The sequence below is a fragment of the Plantactinospora sp. BC1 genome, from assembly GCF_003030345.1.
Classification (GTDB): domain Bacteria; phylum Actinomycetota; class Actinomycetes; order Mycobacteriales; family Micromonosporaceae; genus Plantactinospora.
This window is the reverse complement of the sequence record NZ_CP028158.1, coordinates 3,604,718-3,620,996: the sequence shown is the minus strand read 5'-3', so window position 1 is coordinate 3,620,996 and position 16,279 is coordinate 3,604,718. Positions and strand designations below refer to the sequence as shown.

At 73.6% G+C, this 16,279-nt stretch carries 16 protein-coding genes; 11 read left to right on the top strand and 5 right to left on the bottom strand.

Translation table 11 applies throughout. From position 1 onward, the window contains the following. Window positions 1-167 precede the first annotated feature (167 nt). From C6361_RS15620 to mnhG, 6 genes are read left to right on the top strand one after another with little or no spacing between them, the layout of a single operon-like run. Entirely contained in the window at window positions 168-3,062 is a 2,895-nt protein-coding gene (locus tag C6361_RS15620) for a Na+/H+ antiporter subunit A (protein WP_107268174.1), read from the top strand. After that, window positions 3,059-3,553 (top strand): Na(+)/H(+) antiporter subunit C, encoded by a 495-nt coding sequence (locus C6361_RS15615; RefSeq protein WP_107268173.1) that lies wholly within the window; start codon window positions 3,059-3,061, stop codon window positions 3,551-3,553. The genes C6361_RS15620 and C6361_RS15615 overlap by 4 nt, the downstream gene beginning before the upstream one ends. Next, window positions 3,550-5,055, top strand: coding sequence for a Na+/H+ antiporter subunit D (locus C6361_RS15610; protein WP_107268172.1), 1,506 nt, complete (start codon window positions 3,550-3,552; stop codon window positions 5,053-5,055). The genes C6361_RS15615 and C6361_RS15610 overlap by 4 nt, the downstream gene beginning before the upstream one ends. Beyond that, on the top strand, window positions 5,052-5,729 hold the full coding sequence (locus C6361_RS15605; protein WP_369931394.1) for a Na+/H+ antiporter subunit E: 678 nt from the start codon (window positions 5,052-5,054) through the stop codon (window positions 5,727-5,729). The genes C6361_RS15610 and C6361_RS15605 overlap by 4 nt, the downstream gene beginning before the upstream one ends. Next, the gene (locus tag C6361_RS15600; RefSeq protein ID WP_107258578.1) at window positions 5,726-5,986 is read left to right on the top strand and encodes a monovalent cation/H+ antiporter complex subunit F; all 261 of its coding nucleotides are present in this window, start codon (window positions 5,726-5,728) and stop codon (window positions 5,984-5,986) included. Before C6361_RS15605 ends, C6361_RS15600 begins: the two co-directional genes overlap by 4 nt. After that, the gene (gene mnhG, locus C6361_RS15595) at window positions 5,983-6,345 is read left to right on the top strand and encodes a monovalent cation/H(+) antiporter subunit G (protein WP_107258579.1); all 363 of its coding nucleotides are present in this window, start codon (window positions 5,983-5,985) and stop codon (window positions 6,343-6,345) included. Before C6361_RS15600 ends, mnhG begins: the two co-directional genes overlap by 4 nt. 82 nt (window positions 6,346-6,427) lie before the next feature. On the opposite strand, the gene C6361_RS15590 is transcribed toward mnhG, so the two are convergent. Continuing rightward, window positions 6,428-6,868: a VOC family protein gene (locus C6361_RS15590; RefSeq protein WP_107268171.1), complete on the bottom strand. Its 441-nt coding sequence runs from the start codon at window positions 6,866-6,868 to the stop codon at window positions 6,428-6,430. 219 nt (window positions 6,869-7,087) lie between these two features. On the opposite strand from C6361_RS15590, the gene C6361_RS15585 reads away from it, so the two are divergent. Next, window positions 7,088-7,450 (top strand): YkvA family protein, encoded by a 363-nt coding sequence (locus C6361_RS15585; protein ID WP_234359514.1) that lies wholly within the window; start codon window positions 7,088-7,090, stop codon window positions 7,448-7,450. A 64-nt stretch (window positions 7,451-7,514) separates the two neighbouring features. On the opposite strand, the gene C6361_RS15580 is transcribed toward C6361_RS15585, so the two are convergent. Together C6361_RS15580 and C6361_RS15575 are read right to left on the bottom strand one after the other, a co-directional pair. Then, window positions 7,515-7,895, bottom strand: coding sequence for a sensory rhodopsin transducer (locus tag C6361_RS15580; protein ID WP_199853362.1), 381 nt, complete (start codon window positions 7,893-7,895; stop codon window positions 7,515-7,517). Then, a complete protein-coding gene (locus tag C6361_RS15575; protein ID WP_107268170.1) occupies window positions 7,895-9,085 on the bottom strand; it encodes a D-arabinono-1,4-lactone oxidase in 1,191 nt (396 codons plus the stop codon). Before C6361_RS15575 ends, C6361_RS15580 begins: the two co-directional genes overlap by 1 nt. A gap of 267 nt (window positions 9,086-9,352) precedes the next feature. Here C6361_RS15575 and C6361_RS15570 point away from each other — a divergent pair, with 267 nt between their 5' ends. The 3 genes from C6361_RS15570 (at window position 9,353) to C6361_RS15560 (ending at window position 12,896) form a co-directional block, all read left to right on the top strand. Continuing rightward, a complete protein-coding gene (locus C6361_RS15570) occupies window positions 9,353-10,717 on the top strand; it encodes a hemolysin family protein (RefSeq protein WP_107268169.1) in 1,365 nt (454 codons plus the stop codon). Beyond that, window positions 10,714-11,778, top strand: a complete 1,065-nt coding sequence (locus C6361_RS15565) for a hemolysin family protein (RefSeq protein WP_107268168.1) — start codon at window positions 10,714-10,716, stop codon at window positions 11,776-11,778. The genes C6361_RS15570 and C6361_RS15565 overlap by 4 nt, the downstream gene beginning before the upstream one ends. 95 nt (window positions 11,779-11,873) lie before the next feature. Continuing rightward, complete coding sequence (locus C6361_RS15560) at window positions 11,874-12,896, top strand: sporulation protein (protein ID WP_107268167.1); 1,023 nt, start codon at window positions 11,874-11,876, stop codon at window positions 12,894-12,896. A 40-nt stretch (window positions 12,897-12,936) separates the two neighbouring features. On the opposite strand, the gene leuE is transcribed toward C6361_RS15560, so the two are convergent. Continuing rightward, window positions 12,937-13,605: a leucine efflux protein LeuE gene (gene leuE, locus C6361_RS15555; protein ID WP_107268166.1), complete on the bottom strand. Its 669-nt coding sequence runs from the start codon at window positions 13,603-13,605 to the stop codon at window positions 12,937-12,939. Then, window positions 13,602-14,885 carry a bifunctional pyridoxamine 5'-phosphate oxidase family protein/GNAT family N-acetyltransferase gene (locus C6361_RS15550; protein WP_107268165.1) on the bottom strand — a complete coding sequence of 428 codons (1,284 nt, stop codon included), beginning with the start codon at window positions 14,883-14,885 and terminating at the stop codon, window positions 13,602-13,604. Before C6361_RS15550 ends, leuE begins: the two co-directional genes overlap by 4 nt. Window positions 14,886-14,924: 39 nt before the next feature. Here C6361_RS15550 and C6361_RS15545 point away from each other — a divergent pair, with 39 nt between their 5' ends. Next, the gene (locus C6361_RS15545) at window positions 14,925-16,265 is read left to right on the top strand and encodes an aminotransferase class I/II-fold pyridoxal phosphate-dependent enzyme (RefSeq protein WP_107268164.1); all 1,341 of its coding nucleotides are present in this window, start codon (window positions 14,925-14,927) and stop codon (window positions 16,263-16,265) included. Window positions 16,266-16,279 lie beyond the last annotated feature (14 nt).

The window sequence follows — 16,279 nt, the reverse complement described above, 5'->3', positions numbered from 1 at the left end:
CGCCCGTTCCGACCACCGCGTCGGCCGGCCGCCTCGCATGATCGCCGAACCCCGCCTCACTCGGGTGGTTTCGGGCAATTCCGCGCGTCGAGCCGGACTCTGGCGTGTGATCTGTCTGAGTCCGCGTCCTCGCCGCCGGACCGTGCCGACACCCACCTGGAGTACGCATGCTGATGCTGCTGGCGCTGCACCTGGTGGCTGCGGCGCTGGCGCCCGCGTTGGTACGCCGGTGGGGGCGGTGGGCCTTCCTGCCGCTGGCGATCGCCCCGGCCAGCGCGTTCGGCTGGGCGCTCGGGTACGCCGACACGGTCCGGGACGGCGGGGCCGTCGTCGAGGCGTACCCGTGGGTGCCGGAACTCGGTCTCCAGCTGGCGCTGCGGGTCACCACCCTGTCTTGGCTGCTGATGCTGCTGGTCGGCGGGATCGGCGCGCTGGTACTGGTCTACTGCGTCCGCTACTTCGACGCCGACGAGCCCGGGCTCGGCCGGTTCGCCGCCGTCTTCGTCGGCTTCGCCGGAGCCATGCTCGGGGTGGTGGTCGCCGACGACCTGCTGCTGCTCTACGTCTGCTGGGAACTGACCAGCGTCTTCTCCTACCTGCTGATCGCGCACCACCCCGAGCAGCAGGCCAGCCGGCGGGCGGCGAACCAGGCGCTGCTGGTGACCACCCTGGGCGGCCTGGTCATGCTGGTCGGCTTCGTGATGCTCGGCCAGCACGCCGGGACGTACCGGTGGTCGGAGATCGCCGCCCGGCCGCCGCCGCCCGGCGGGTACCTCGGGATCGCGGTGGTGCTGATCCTGGTCGGTGCGCTGAGCAAGTCGGCGATCTTCCCGGCCAGCTTCTGGCTGCCGGCCGCGATGGCCGCACCGACCCCGGTCAGCGCCTACCTGCACGCCGCCGCGATGGTGAAGGCCGGCGTCTACCTGGTGGCGCTGCTCGCCCCCGCGTACGCGCAGGTCGGCCCGTGGCGTCCGGTGATCTACGTGGCCGGGATCGTCACCATGCTGGCCGGCGGCTGGGCCGCGCTGCGGCAGGTGGACCTGAAACTGCTGCTGGCGTACGGCACGGTCAGCCAGCTCGGGCTGATGGTCGTACTCGCCGGTGCCGGCACCCCGGACGCCGCGCTCGCCGCCGTCGCGATGCTGCTCGGGCACGCCCTGTTCAAGGCGGCCCTGTTCCTGGTGGTCGGGATCGTCGACCGGCGGGCCGGAACCCGGGACCTGACCGTGCTCTCCGGGCTGTGGCGGCGGATGCCGCTGGTCTGCGCGACCGCCGTACTCGGTGCCGCCTCGATGGCCGGGATACCGCCGCTGATGGGGTTCGTCGCCAAGGAGACGGTGCTGGTGGCGTTCACCGGCGACCCGGTACCGCTCGCCGCGCTGATGCTCGGCAGCGTCCTGACCACCGCGTACAGCGCCCGGTTCGTCTGGGGGGCGTTCGCCGGCCGCTCCGCCGGGGAGTCGACGCCGACCCGACCGGTCGAGACCGTCATGCTCGCCCCGGCGGCGCTGCTCGCGGTCGCCGGGCTGGTGCTGGGGCTGCTGGCCGGGCCGGTCGGCGAGATGCTCGCCGGTTATCCCCGGCTGTTCGGGTCGATCAAGCATCCGCTCACCTTCGTACCGCCGCCGGGGCTCGCCATGGGCCTGTCGCTGCTGGTGCTGGTCAGCGGCGTGCTGCTCTTCGCGCTGGGTGCCCGGGTGGGCGCGGTGCAGGCCCGGCTGCGGTCCCCGTTCGACGGGGACACCGCCTACCAGGTGCTGAGCCGGGGCCTCGACCGGTTCGCCGTGCTGCTCACCGGTGCGACGCAGCGGGGTTCGCTGCCGCAGTACCTCGGGGTGATCCTGCTCGCCCTGGTCATCGTGCTGGGCGGCGCGCTGCTGCGCCGTCCGTGGCCGGACCGGATCGGGGCCTCGGCCAACCCGCTCCAGGCCGTCGTCGGGGTGGTGCTCGGGGTCGTCGCGGTGCTCACCGTCCGGGCCCGCCGCCGGCTCACCGCGGTGATCCTGTCCGGCGTCACCGGTTACTGCACCGCGATGCTCTTCGTGCTGCACGGTGCCCCCGACCTGGGGCTGGCGCAGTTCCTGGCGGAGACCGTCACCATCGTGATCTTCGTGTTGGTGCTGCGCCGGCTGCCGGCCCGGTTCTCGGTGCGACCGCTGCGCCGCAGCCGGTGGACCCGGCTCGCCCTCGGGGCGGCGGTCGGGGCCGTGGTCACCGCGATGGCGGTGGCCGCGACCGGGGCACGGCGGGCGCCGCCGATCGCCGCCGAGTATCCCGGGCCGGCCCTCTCCTTCGGGTACGGCCGCAACGTCGTCAACGTGACCCTGGTCGACATCCGCGCCTGGGACACCATGGGCGAGATCGCCGTACTCGTGGTGGCGGCGACCGGGGTGGCGAGCCTGATCTTCCAGCGGCGACGCGGCCCGGACCGGCCCCGGCGGGACGACATCGCGCCGCCGTCCGGAGCCGAGCGGGTCTGGCTGCGGGCCGGGCCGACGCTGCGGACCCGGCGCCGCTCGATCGTCTTCGAGGTGGTCGTCCGGCTGATCTTCCACACGGTGGTGCTCTTCTCGCTCTTCCTCCTCTTCTCCGGCCACAACGCCCCCGGCGGCGGCTTCGCCGGTGGCCTGGTGGCCGGGCTGGCTCTCGCGGTCCGCTACCTCGCCGGGGGCCGGCACGAGCTCGACCAGGCGGCCCCGGTCGACGCCGGAGTCGTCCTCGGGGTCGGCCTCTTCGTCTCGGTCGGCACGGGCCTGCTCGCGATGACCACGGGTGGGGAGGTGCTGCGCAGCACGCTGCTGGAACCGGAGTTGCCGCTCGTCGGCGACCTGCACCTGGTCACCTCGATCTTCTTCGACATCGGCGTCTACCTGGTCGTGGTCGGCCTGGTGCTGGACATCCTGCGCAGCCTCGGCGCCGAGGTGGACCGGCAGATCGAGGTGGAGGACGAGTCGGGCACCGGACTGCGTACGGACCGGCCGGCGGGACCGGACCGGCCGGCGGGTACGGACCGGCCGGCGGGCGCGGGGCGGCGGGCGACGGGTACGGACGGCCCGCGATGACCTCGAACCTGGTACTGGCGCTGGTCGTCGGGGTGCTCTTCGGCAGCGGGGTCATCCTGCTCCTGGAGCGGAGCCTCAGCCAGGTGCTGATCGGCGCCATCCTGCTCACCAACGGCACCAACCTGCTGCTCCTGCTCGGCGGCCGGTCCGGTGAGGCGCCGATCCTGGGGGTCACGCCGGAGGCGGAGATGAGCGACCCGCTGGCCCAGGCGATGGTGCTGACCGCCATCGTGATCACGCTGGGCCTGACCGCGTTCCTGATGGCGATGGCGTACCGGAGCTGGCAGTTGACCGGGCACGACGAGGTACGCGACGACCCGGAGGACCGCCGGATCGTGCGCCGTGCCGAGCGAGGCGAACTCGCCGGCCCGGACGACAACGTCGGCGAGGGACCGTGGCACCCGGCCGGCGGGACGACGGGTACCGATCCGGAGCAGGTCGATCCCGAGCCGCCGCCGCGCCGGCTCGACGACGGGGCGGACCGGGCATGACCCACCTGGTACCGCTGCCGGTGGTCGTACCGCTGCTCGGCGCCGCGCTGACCCTGGTGCTGGCCCGCCGGCCGATCGCGCAGCGGGCGATCAGCGTCACCACCCTGGTGATCACCCTGGCGGTCGCGGTCCTGCTGCTCTGGCGTGCGCACTGGCACGGCCCGCTGGTGGTGCACATCGGCGGCTGGTCCGCCCCGCTCGGCATCGTCTTGGTCGCCGACCAGTTGGCCGCGCTGATGCTGGTGGTGTCGGCGGCGGTGACGCTCTGCGTGCTGCTCTACTCGATCGGGGAGGGCCGGGCGGATCCCGGCGCGCACGCCCCGGTGGTCATCTACCACCCCACCTATCTGGTGATGACGGCCGGGGTGACGAACGCCTTCCTCGCCGGCGACCTGTTCAGCCTCTTCGTCGGCTTCGAGATCCTGCTGTCGGCCAGCTACGTGCTGCTCACCCTCGGCGGCACCGAGGAACGCATCCGGGCCGGCGCCACCTACGTGGTGGTCGGCCTGGTGTCGTCGCTGATCTTCCTCACCGCGATCGGCCTGGTGTACGCCTCCACCGGCACCCTGAACCTCGCCCAGCTGGTGGGCCGGCTCGACGCGCTCTCGGCCGACCTGCGGCTGGCGCTGCACGGCGTACTGCTGCTCGCCTTCGCCATCAAGGCGGCGGTCTTCCCGCTGGCGGCCTGGCTGCCGGACAGCTACCCGACCGCACCGGCCCCGGTCACCGCCGTCTTCGCCGGCCTGCTCACCAAGGTCGGCATCTACGCGATCATCCGGACCGAGACGCTGCTCTTCCCCGACGGCCGCGCCGCCGACCTGCTGCTGGTGCTGGCCCTGCTGACCATGCTGGTCGGCATCCTGGGCGCGGTCGCGCAGTCCGACATCAAGCGGCTGCTGTCGTTCACCCTGGTCAGCCACATCGGATACCTGCTCTTCGGGGTGGCGCTCACCTCGGGGCCCGGGCTGGCCGCCGCGATCTTCTACGTGGTGCACCACATCACCGTGCAGACCACGCTCTTCCTGGCGGCCGGGCTCGTCGAGCGGCGGGCCGGCAGCACCAACCTGGACCGGATCGGCGGGCTGGCCCGGGTCGCGCCGCTGCTCGGCGGGCTGTTCCTGCTGCCGGCGCTGAACCTCGCCGGCATCCCGCCGTTCTCCGGGTTCCTCGGCAAGCTGGGGCTCTTCCAGGCCGGGGTGTCGGCCGGCGGGGTGCTGCCCTGGCTGCTGGTGGCCGCCGGCACCCTGACCAGCCTGCTCACCCTCTACGCGACGACGAAGGTGTGGAGCCTGGCGTTCTGGCGGGCGCCCCGGCTGGCCGATCCCGAGGAGCCGACCCGGCTGCCCCGGCTGATGGTGGGCGCCACCACCGTCCTGGTGCTGCTCGGGGTGGGGCTGACCGTGGCCGCCGGCCCGCTCTTCGAGGTCAGCGCCGAGGCCGCCGACGACCTGCGGGAACGTGTCCCGTACGTGCGCGCGGTCTTCCCCGGCGGCCCGCCGTGACCGGCGACGCCCGGCCGTCCGGCCCGGTCCCGGCCCGTCGGGTCGTGCCGGGCTGGTCGGGGCTGCGGCGCCGACTCGGGTACCCGGACCGCTGGCGGGCGCTGCGGCGCCGGCTTCCGGACCGGCGGCGCTGGCGGGACCACCTGATCACGGTCGGTTGGCTGGTCACGGTCTGGAGCCTGCTCTGGGGCGAGTTCAGCGTCGGCAACCTGCTCAGCGGGGTGCTGGCGGCTGTGGTGATCCTGGTCTTCCTGCCGCTGCCCCGGGTGACCTTCGGGGGGCGGCTCCGGCCGCTGGCGCTGGCTGAGTTCGTCGGGCGCTTCGTCGTCGAACTCGTGGTCGCCAGCGTGCAGGTCGGCTGGGTCGCGCTGCGCCCCGGACGGCCCCGGAACGCCATCATCGCCATCCGGCTGCGGGTGCGTACCGATTTGAACCTGGCGCTGACCGCCGAGGTGCTGTCGCTGGTCCCCGGCACGCTGATCGTGGAGGCCGACCGGGAGACCGGGACGCTCTACGTGCACGTACTGGACGTACGCGGTGCCGAGGACCTGGCCCGGAGCCGGGAACGCATCCTGGGCCTGGAGGCCCGCCTCGTCCGCGCCGTCGGCTCCGGAACGGAGCTGCGACTGCTCTCGTCGAGCAGCGGAAACGCCGAACCGGGAGGACCACCGTGATCGTCGCAGTCGTTGTCGTCGCCGTCCTGCTCTCGACCGCGGCCGGGCTGGCCCTGGTCCGCGTCGTACGCGGCCCGGCGCTGCTGGACCGGGTGGTCGCCGCCGAGGTACTGATCTCGATCATCATCGGTGCGCTCGGCGCCGAGGCGGCCGTCAACCGGCACGCCACCACGCTGCCGATCCTGATCGCGCTGAGCATGCTGGGCTTCGTCGGCTCGGTGGCCCTGGTGCGGTTCGCCGCCGGGGAGGAGGCGTGAGTGGCGAGGTCGTCCTCGACGTCCTGGTCGGGATCTTCCTGGTCGCCGGGGGACTGCTGAGCCTGGTCGCCGGGATCGGGCTGATCCGCTTCCCGGACGTGCTCAGCCGGATGCACTCGGCGACCAAGCCGCAGGTGCTCGGCGTACTGCTGATCCTGCTGGCGCAGGCGGTCAGCCTGCGCAACGGCGCCGACCTGGCCACGCTGGTGCTGATCGGCGGTTTCCAGCTCACCACCGCCCCGCTCGCGGCGCAGATGATCGGCCGGGCGGCGTACCGCACCGGGCGGGTCCACCGGGAGTCCCTTGACGTCGACGAACTCGCCGACCAGGACGGCGTCGGCTCCGGCCGTGCCGACTGAGCGACCCCGGCGAGGGACCGACCGTCGACCCTCGACGACCGGCGCGCCGGCCCGGTCGGCCGCACGGCTTCCTCGGCGGGTCTCAGTCGAGCTGTTGGGCGAGGCCGACGACGATGCCCTCGGGGCCGCGGACGTAGCAGAGCCGGTAGCTCTGCTCGTACTGCGCCAGCTCGCCGACGAGTTCGGCACCGTGCGCACGCAGCCGGGCGACGACGTCCTCGACGTCGTCGACGGCGAACATGATCCGGCGAATTCCCAGGGTGTTCGCCGGGGCGTCCGTCGGCTCGGTGCGGATCGCCCTCGGCGTGTGGAACCTCGCCAGTTCGACCCGGCCGTGCCCGTTTGGGACGCGCAGCATCGCGACGTCCTGCCGGACGTCGTCGATCCCGATCACCCGCTCCACCCAGCGGCCCTCGATCGGCCCCCTGCCCTCCAGTTCCATGCCGAGTTCGACGAAGAACGAGATGACGGCGTCGAGGTCGTCGACAACGATGAGGACGTTGTCCATCCGGTGGATCGTCATGCCGGGGTCTCCTTCTGGGCGGGTACGGCCACGCCGGCCGCATCGACTCCTGGGACGGAGCCGCCGGGCGACTCTCGACACCGTCGGCCGCCGGCCGCCCCGCCAGTCGCCGGTGGCTGGTCGCCGATCGTCGACGGACGCCACGCCGCGTGCGGCTCCCGGCGTGGCGTGGCGCGGCGTCACCGGGCGGGTCCGGGCCTGCCGGGTTACCGTTGCGGCATGTCCCGGGAGACGTGGACCGTGATCCTCGTGCTGGGTGGCATCGTCGCCGTCGCCACACTGGCCGGAGCCGTCGTGCTCGCGCTCCGGGTGCTGCGCACCCGCAAGCTGCTCGGCGAGTTGGGTGCCGGCGGCAAGGTGGCGTTCTACGGCGCGTTGATCTACACGGTGCTGCCGGTCGACCTGCTGCCCGATCCGATCTACCTCGACGACATGGGCATCCTGGCCGGCGCGTTGCTCTACCTGACCCGGCTGGTGCACCAGCGCCGGGCGGGCCGCCCGGGATCGCTGGATCATGGCGTGGGTGCGGACGTACGGCCGTTGCCGCCCCGGGGACCGGATCGGACCCGTACCCGGCGTTGACCGCCGGAGCCTGCCGTTGCCGGGCCGGACTGCGACCGTCGACACGTCTCCGGCAAGCATGCGGTCAGGAGTCGGCGGGGAACGCCATCGTGCCGGTCAACCCGACGGTGCCGGGCAGCCGGGTGTCCTGGCGGAGGAACTGCACCACGACCGGGACCGGTGACCGGACGACGCAGCCGAACCGCCGGCCCAGCACGATCGCCTCGGGGTCGATCAGGTCGTTGAGGCGTACGTGCCGGATCCGGCGGGCGCCGACCTCGACCGGGTACGGCCCGACCGGCTCCCGGTCCTCGTAGTAGACGGTGATCTCCAGATCGGCCGGCTCGTCACCGGTGTTCAGCACCGAGAGCTGGTCGAAGCTGGTGAACTCCGGTTCCTCGCCGTTGCTGGGGAACGGGATCCGGCCGCCGGGGACCACCCAGACCCGCCCGCCGAGCCCGGCCATCAGCCGTCCCTCAACAGCCGGGCGAGGTCCGGGGTGAGGAACACCTCGTCCGGGTCGAGCCGGCGGCGCAGGTCCTGGAACCTGTCCCACTGTGGATAGACGGCGCGCAGGTGCGGGGCGGCCAGCGAGTGCTTCTTGCCCCAGTGCGGGCGGCCGTCGTGCTGCCGGAACACCGCCTCGACGTCGGCGAAGTACTCGTCGTGCGGCAGGGAGTTGTTCTGTAGGCAGGCGATGGTCGTGGTGGCCCGGCCGTACGCGGGGCTGAGCCAGATGTCGTCGGCGGCGACGGTACGCACCAGCACCCGCCAGGCCACCCCGGTCCGGTGCCGGTCGAGGATCCGGCGCCGGATCTCGGTGAAGCAGGCGTGGAAGGCCTCCGACGGTATGGCGTACTCGATCTCCTCGAACCGCAGCTCGCGGTGCCGGGGGATGGTCCGGTGGCTCGGACCGGACTCGGTGATCCGGGGCTCGCCGACCGGGCCGAGTTCCGGCTCCTCGCCGCGCCGGTTGAGGGTGCGGATCTGGGTGGTGTCGGTGCGCGGATACCAGTAGAAGTCCATGTTCCGGTTCTGCCGCTGCAACTGGTGCAGGTGGTCGAGGGTCCAGGCGATCGACGAGCACCAGTTGCGCCGCCGCAGGTGGTAGGTGGGGGTGAGCCGCAGCGTCAGCGTGGTCACCACGCCGAGCACGCCGAGGGAGAGTCGCGCCGCCGGCAGCAGGTCGCCGTTGTGCTCCGCGGAGATCTCCAGCACCTCGCCGGTGCCGGTCACCAGCCGGACCCCGGCGACCTGGGTGGAGAGGTTGCCGAATTCGAGGCCGGTGCCGTGCGTGCCGGTGGCGGTGGCGCCGGCGATCGACTGCACGTCGACGTCACCGAGGTTGTCCATGGCGAGCCCGGCCTCGTAGAGCGCCTCGCCCAGCTCACCCAGCGGCACCCCGGCGCCGACGGTCGCCAGGTGCGGGTCGTCGTGCCGGCGCACGGCCCGGGGTAGCCCGGCCAGGCTGACGAGTACGTCGTCGGTGCGGACCAGCGGACTGGACGAGTGGCCGGAGCCGACCGGCCGGAGCGTGGTCGAGGTCTGCCGGGCCCGTTCGACCAGGGCCCGTACGGCGTCCTCGCCGTCCGGCCTGGCGTACTCGCGCGGGGTGAACCGGAGGCTTCCCGACCAGTTCCGCCACTCCCGTCCCACCGCGACCTCCCTCCGGGGTGTCCGCCCGGGGCGCCAACCGCACGGTCCGGTACCGGGCGGGACGGATCGGGACAGGCGTCTCTACCCGGTCGACGGTCCGGGAAACGGCTGGTCGGGACCGGTGGTGGTTGTCCAGGCAGTGCTCAGCGGGGCTCGGTAGGATGGCCTGGTGATCGACTCAACTGTCCAGGAGGGCAGCTGTAGCCAGCCGGGTCGGACCCGGCATCTCCCGCACCAGCCGCGACGACAGGGAGCGCTGAGCACCCTGTGTTGATCGCGATCGGTCTCCTCCTGATCATCCTGCTCACTGTGGCGACGGGATACTTCGTCGCCCAGGAATTCGGTTATGTCGCCGTAGACCGGGGCAAACTGCGCCAGCTCGCCGAGGACGGCGACGTCGCCGCGCAACGCGCCCTGACGGTCACCGGACGACTCTCCTTCATGCTCTCCGGAGCCCAGCTCGGGATCACCGTCACCGCCCTGCTCGTCGGTTACGTCGCCGAGCCGTACCTCGGCGACGGCCTGGCCGACCTGCTCGGTGTGGCCGGCGTCTCGGCGGCGGTCAGCACGCCGCTCGCGGTCGCGCTCTCCCTGGTGATCGCCACCGTCATCCAGATGGTCTTCGGCGAACTCGCCCCGAAGAACCTCGCCATCGTCCGGGCGGAGGGGCTGGCCCGGGCCCTCAGCCGCTCCACCCTGATCTACCTGGCCGTCGCCGGGCCGGTGATCCGGCTCTTCGACGCCGCCGCCACCCGGCTGCTGCGTCGGGTCGGCATCGAACCGGTGGAGGAACTGCCCAGCGGGGCGACGCCGGAGGACCTGGAACAGATCATCGCCGAGTCGCGCGAGGAGGGGCACCTCGACGCCGAGATGTCCACCCTGCTCGACCGGGGACTCGACTTCCGGCAGCTCACCGCCGCCGAGGCGATGGTGCCCCGGGTCGACGTCTACACCGTACGGCCCGACGAGCCGCTCAGCCGGCTGGTCGAGCTGCTCGACACCGGGCACTCGCGCTTCCCGGTCCGCGGCTCCGAGGGCGTGGACGACGTCGTCGGGGTGGTCGGCATCGCCGACGTACTCGGGGTGCCGCCGGCGAAGCGCGCCAGTACCCCGGTCGAGGCGGTCGCCGTACCCCCGTTGCTGGTGCCGGCGACGCTGCCGCTGCCGACGGTGCTGGACCGGCTCCGGGCCGGGCACCGCCAACTCGCCTGCGTGGTCGACGAGTACGGCGGGTTCGCCGGGGTGATCACCCTGGAGGACATCGCCGAGGAGCTGGTCGGGCCGATCCGGGACGAGGACGACCCGCCCGAGCGGGCCCCGGTCCGGCAGGCCGACGGCTCCTGGGTGGTGCCGGCCCGCTGGCGGATCGACGAGGTCGCCGACAGCACCGGGATCACCCTGCCCGAGGCACCCGAATACGACACCCTCTCCGGGCTGGTGATGCGGGAGCTGGGCCGGATACCCGAGGTCGGTGACCGGCTGGAGATCAGGCTCTCCGCCGAGGGCGAACCCGAGCCGGAGGCGATGCGGCCCCGGGCCCACGTCGAGGTGCTCGCGGTCGACCGGCACGTCGCCGACTCGGTCCGGCTCCGGGTACTGGTGCCGCAGAGCGGGGCGGAGCGCGCTTCATGAGTACGACATGGGCGTTGCTGGTCTCGCTGCTGCTGCTCGCGCTGAACGCCTTCTTCGTGGCCGCCGAGTTCGCCCTGCTGGCGGCGAAGCGCTACCGGCTGGAGCAGGCCGCCGCCTCCGGTGGCCGGGCCGCCCGGGCGGCGCTGGACGGGGTACGCGAGCTGACCCTGATGCTGGCCGGTGCGCAGTTCGGCATCACCGTCTGCACCCTGGGGCTGGGCGCGCTCGCCGAACCGGCGATCGAGTCCCTGCTCAGCCCCCTGCTGCACACGGTCGGCCTGCCCGACACGGCCAGCCACGTGATCGCGCTGGTCTTCGCGCTCGCCCTGGTCACCTTCCTGCACCTGGTGGTCGGCGAGATGGCCCCGAAGTCGTGGGCGATCACCGACCCGGAGCGGTCGGCCCTGCTGCTCGCGCTGCCGTTCCGGGCGTTCGCCCGGGTGGCCCGGCCGGTGCTCTCCGCACTGAACGGGCTGGCCAACGTGACGCTGCGGCTGGTCAAGGTACGCCCGGAGGAGCAGTTGGCGGTGGCGCACGGGCCGGAGGAGCTGCGGATGCTGTTGCAGCAGTCCCGCGAGCACGGCCTGCTCGCCGCCGACCAGCACGAGATGCTGACCAGCATGCTCGAACTCCAGGGCACCACCGTCGCCCAGGTGATGGAGCCGGTCGAGACGATCGTCTCGGTACGCCCCGACGACTCCGCGGAGCGGATCGAGGAGGTGTGCCGGTCCAGCGGCCGGTCCCGGCTGGCCGTCTTCGACGCGCCGGGTGAGGTGGCCGGGCTGGTGCACGTCCGGGAGGCGGTCCGGGCCACCACCGCCGGGCGGCCGGCGACGGCCCGGGAGCTGATGACGAGCCCGTTCACCCTGGAGGCGACCGCGACGGTCACCGAGGCGGTGGCGGCGATGCGGGCCGAGCAGGCGCAGTTGGCCATGGTCAGCAACGGGGCCGGTGCCGGTCGGCCGGTCGGTTTCGTGGCGCTGGAGGACCTGCTGGAAGAGGTCATCGGGGAGTTCGACGACGAGACCGACCCGATCCCGCGGGGCCGCCGGCTGCGCTGAACGTCCGCCGTGCCCGCCCCGAGCCAATTGCGGGGCGGGCGTGGCGGAGCGGCCGGGTGGGGGCCCGGCCGGGGCGGGCACGGGAGGGGGCGACGGTGGGCTTCGGGGGACTCCTGCCGGGTTCGGGTCTGACCGTGCGGACCACGCTGGCCAATCCGAGTACCCGGCCGGGCCTGTCGCTGCCCGGCCGGGTCATCCTCACCGCCGGCCGGTCGCCGGTGACGGTCGACGGCGTGACGCTCGGCCTGGTCACCCGGGTGGAGCCGGCCGGCGGGGAGCTGGAGTACCAGCCGGTGGAGTTCCACCGGGTGGCCGCCGCCGGGGCGTTCGTGCTGGCCGAGGGGGAGCGCCGGGTCCTCGACTTCGCCGTGCCGGTGCCCTGGGAGACCCCGGTGACGGTGGTCGGCGGGCACTGCCTGCTCAACCTGCGGATGGGGCTGCGGGCCGAGGTCGCGGTCAGCGCGCTGCTCGACCGGGGCGACCTGCGTCCGGTGTACGTGCACCCGCTCCCCGCCCAGGCCGGCGTGCTCTCCGCCCTGGCCGAGCTGGGCTTCGCACTGCGCCAGGTGGGGCTGCTCGCCGAGCGGCTGCCGGGGATCGACCAGCGGCTGCCGTTCCACCAGAAGATCGCGTACTGGGCGGCACCGCTCTACGGCGGCCCGTTCAGCGAGCTGGAGGTCTCGTTCTTCACCGACCAGTACCGGGTGGAGGTGCTCTTCGCCCTGGACCGCCGGGTGGCGCTGGCCGGTGCCGGGCACCTCAGCTTCAGCCGGTTCCGGGTGGCGCACCAGGGTGCGGCGGAACTCGACTGGATCACGGTGGTGGACAGTTGGCTCCGGTACGCCGTACAGCGGCACTCGGCGACCGCCGCCGGCTACCAGGTGCGTACGGCACCCGGTCCGCCGCCGGCGCCCCGCCCGACCGACCCCGACCGGTCGCACCCCGGCCCGTCCGGCACCGACACCCCGGACAGCGAGCCGGCGGGGGAGGAGCCCCGGGGTGCCGCGCCGGCCGCCGGCCACGATCCGGACCGGGGGTTGCGGCCGATCGGCGGTGGCGAGGGCGGGATCGGCGGCGGTTCGGGCGGAGGTGCCGGCGGTGGCGGCGGCGGAACCTGAGGGGCCGGGCGGGTCGGGGCCGGGCCGTCGAGCCGGGGACTCAGCCGGCGCTGGCGGTCGCCAGCTTGATGCCGAAGCCGAGGAAGAGCGCCCCGATCCCGGTGGTCACCCCGGCGGCCAGCCGACGGCGGCGGCGGAACTGTGCCGCGAGGAAGGTACCGGTGAAGATCAGCATGGTCAGGTAGAGCGCGCTGGTGACCTGGGCGATCGCACCGAGCAGCAGGAACGACAGCGCCGGGTAGGGGTAGGCCGGGTCGACGAACTGGATGAAGAAGGAGATGAAGAAGAGGATCGCCTTCGGGTTCAGCAGGCTGATCACCGCCGCCCGCCGGAACGGCCGGTCGGCCGCCGCCGGCCGGGTGTCGACCAGCGGCGCCACCGCCGGGTCGTTCCGGGTACGCCAGCGCCGCCACGCGCCGCGCAGCATCATCAGCCCGACGTAACCCAGATAGGCCGCGCCGCCATATTTGATCACCATGAAGATCGGCGGGTACGCCTTGAGCAGCGAGGCCACCCCGGCGGCGGAGAGGACCATCAGCACCGCGTCGCCGAGGAAGACCCCGGCGGCGGCCCGGTAGCCGGCGCGTACCCCGGTCTTGGCGGCGGTGGTGAGCACGTAGAGCGAGTTCGGTCCGGGCAGCAGGATGATGGCGACCGTGCCCAGCACGTAGGTCCAGATGTCGGTGATCCCCAGCACGCCGGTCATCATCGCCCCGCCGGGGCGGCCCGCTGAAGCCTTTCCCGGAGCCTGACCTGTGCTTTCGGCCACTCGTCGGCGAGCATCGCGTACTGCACCGTGTCCCGCCACGAGCCGTCCGGCCGGATCCGGTGCCGCCGGAGCACCGCCTCCCGGGTGGCGCCGAGCCGCTCGATCGCGCGCTGTGACCGCTCGTTGCAGATGTCGGTGTGCCAGACCACCCGCTCCGCGCCGAGCTCGTCGAAGGCCCGGCCCAGCAGCAGCAGCTTCGCCTCGGTGTTCAGCCCGGTACGCCACCAGCGCCGACCCAGCCAGGTGTGTCCGATCGCCACCGACCGGTGCCCGGGGTCGATCTCGTAGTAGGAGGTGGTCCCGACCACCTCGCCGGTGGTCGCGTCGAGCTGCGCCCACGGCACCCGCTCGGCCCGCCAGTGCGCGTCCAGGGCGGTCCGGACGATCTCGGCCATCCCGGCCGGGTCGTGCGGCTGGGCGGCGCTCAGGTGGGTCCAGACCTCCGGGTCGCGGGTCGCCGCGAAGAGGGCGTCGACGTGCGACTCGGCCAGCGGGACGAGCCGGACGTGCGCGCCGGCCATCGGTGCCGGGGTGTGCCAGCGCGAGCGGTCCGGGCGCAGGTACGCCGGGAGCGCGGCGGTCACCCCGGCGTCCGGCTCGGGTCGCCCGGCGACGGTACGCAGTGGGAGCACGCCGGCCCAGTGCGGCAGGTCGTGGTCGCCGGGATCGTCGCGTACGCCGCCGGTGCGGGTGCGCACCGAGACCTCCCGCAGCGGGAGGGCCAGCAGGGCGGTCTCGGCCAGCTCCCGGCGGCTCGGTGGCCGGCTGTCGGCGCTGCGGCCCCGGCCGACCTTCTCGACCAGCGCGGTCAGCACGCGCCGCTTCTCCGTCTCGTCGGCGACCAGGTGTGCGGTGCCGTGTGCGACCAGCGAGCGGTAGTTGGCGCTGTGGTGGAACTGGGAGCGGCCGTAGACCAGCCCGTCGAGCTGGGTCACCGCGACGCAGACCGGCAGTCCGGCGTCGGAGCGGGCGGCGAGCAGTGGCCGGCTGCCGGTGGAGCCGTGCAGATAGAGCGTCTCGCCGAGCCGGACGTGCAGGGTGGGCAGGACCCGGGGCTCACCGTCCACCGTGAACCCGAGGTGGCAGTGGTACGCCTCGTCGAGCAGTTCGTGTGCGGAGTCGCGCCGGTAGTCCATCCTCGACCGGTCGCGGCTGGCGGTGCTCCGTGGGGTCTGCCGGTAGGTCTCTGCGGCGCCGTTCGGATGCGTCTGATCGGCCATCTGGCGTCCACCCTTTTGTTATAGTACAATCACAGAACTGTGACAGCACATTATCAGGTCGCCGGTACGACGGCAGCCGCGATATCGGCCAGCGTGGAGACGGGCGTCCGGACCGGGGAGCTGCCGGCCGGAGCCGCGCTGCCCGCCGTCCGGGCCCTCGCCCAGCGGCTCGGGGTCAGCCCGGCGACGGTCGCCAAGGCGTACCAGGGACTGCGCCAGCGCGGGGTGGTGGAGACCGCCGGCCGCAACGGCACCCGGATCCGGCCGAAGCCGCCGGTCGGCGGCCGCCGCGCCGCACTGCGGCTGCCCGCGCCGCCCGGCGCGCTCGACCTCTCGGTCGGCGAACCCGATCCCGGGCTGCTCCCGCCGATCGGGCCGCACCTGGCCGCGCTGGCCGAGACCACCGCCGCGGCGGTCAACTACCGGGACGGCGGCGTGCTCCCGGAACTCGTCGACGCGGCCCGCAGGCGGCTGGTCGCCGACGGGGTGCCGGCGGAGGCGGTCACGGTCACCGGCGGCGCGTCGGACGGCATCGAGCGGCTGCTGGTCGGCAACCTGAGCGCGGGTGACGCGGTCGCGATCGAGGATCCCGGCTGGGCCAACACCATCGACCTGGTCGCCACGCTCGGGATGCGGGCGGTGCCGATGCCGGTCGACGAGGCCGGCCCCACCCCGGCCGGGCTGCGCGCCGCGCTGGCCGCCGGAGCCCGGGCGGTGCTGGTGACCAGCCGGGCACAGAACCCGACCGGGGCGGCGGTCAGCGCGCAGCGGGCGGCGGAGCTGCGGACGGTGCTGGCCGACCACCCCGACGTGCTGCTGATCGAGGACGACCACGCCGCCGAACTGGCCGTCGAGCCGCTGCACACCCTGGCCGGCGCCACCCGGAACTGGGCCTTCGTCCGCTCGGCCAGCAAGCCGTACGGGCCGGACCTGCGGCTCGCCGTGCTCGCCGGGGACGAGGTGACCGTCGCCCGGGTGGCGGGCCGGCTCCGGGTCTGCTCCGGCTGGGTCTCCACGCTGCTGCAACGGCTCACCCTGGCGCTGTGGCGGGACCCGGCGGTCGCCGAGCGGATCGCGGTGGCCCGGGACAGCTACGCCGGACGGGTCGCCGCGCTGCACGCCGCCCTCGCCGAGCGCGGGCTGAGCGGGTACGGCCGTACCGGGATCAACGTCTGGCTGCCGGTACCCGACGAGACCCGGGCGGTCGCGGTGCTCCGCGACGCCGGCTACGTGGTGGCGCCCGGCTCGCTGTTCCGGTTGGCCAGCGGGCCGGGAATCCGGATCACGGTCAGCCCGCTCGCCGAGGCCGACATCGCGCCGCTGGCCGACGCCCTGGCCCGGGCCGCCGCGCCCGCCACGCCGGCCACCCTGAGTGCGTGACCCCGGGGATACGG

Coding starts and splice junctions, on each gene's coding strand:
- leuE (WP_107268166.1), bottom strand. CDS start 13,605: ATGATGACCGGCGTGCTGGGGATCACCGACATCTGGACCTACGTGCTG.
- C6361_RS15585 (WP_234359514.1), top strand. CDS start 7,088: ATGTCCCGGGAGACGTGGACCGTGATCCTCGTGCTGGGTGGCATCGTC.
- C6361_RS15580 (WP_199853362.1), bottom strand. CDS start 7,895: ATGGCCGGGCTCGGCGGGCGGGTCTGGGTGGTCCCCGGCGGCCGGATC.
- C6361_RS15620 (WP_107268174.1), top strand. CDS start 168: ATGCTGATGCTGCTGGCGCTGCACCTGGTGGCTGCGGCGCTGGCGCCC.
- C6361_RS15565 (WP_107268168.1), top strand. CDS start 10,714: ATGAGTACGACATGGGCGTTGCTGGTCTCGCTGCTGCTGCTCGCGCTG.
- C6361_RS15590 (WP_107268171.1), bottom strand. CDS start 6,868: ATGACGATCCACCGGATGGACAACGTCCTCATCGTTGTCGACGACCTC.
- C6361_RS15610 (WP_107268172.1), top strand. CDS start 3,550: ATGACCCACCTGGTACCGCTGCCGGTGGTCGTACCGCTGCTCGGCGCC.
- C6361_RS15550 (WP_107268165.1), bottom strand. CDS start 14,885: ATGGCCGATCAGACGCATCCGAACGGCGCCGCAGAGACCTACCGGCAG.
- C6361_RS15615 (WP_107268173.1), top strand. CDS start 3,059: ATGACCTCGAACCTGGTACTGGCGCTGGTCGTCGGGGTGCTCTTCGGC.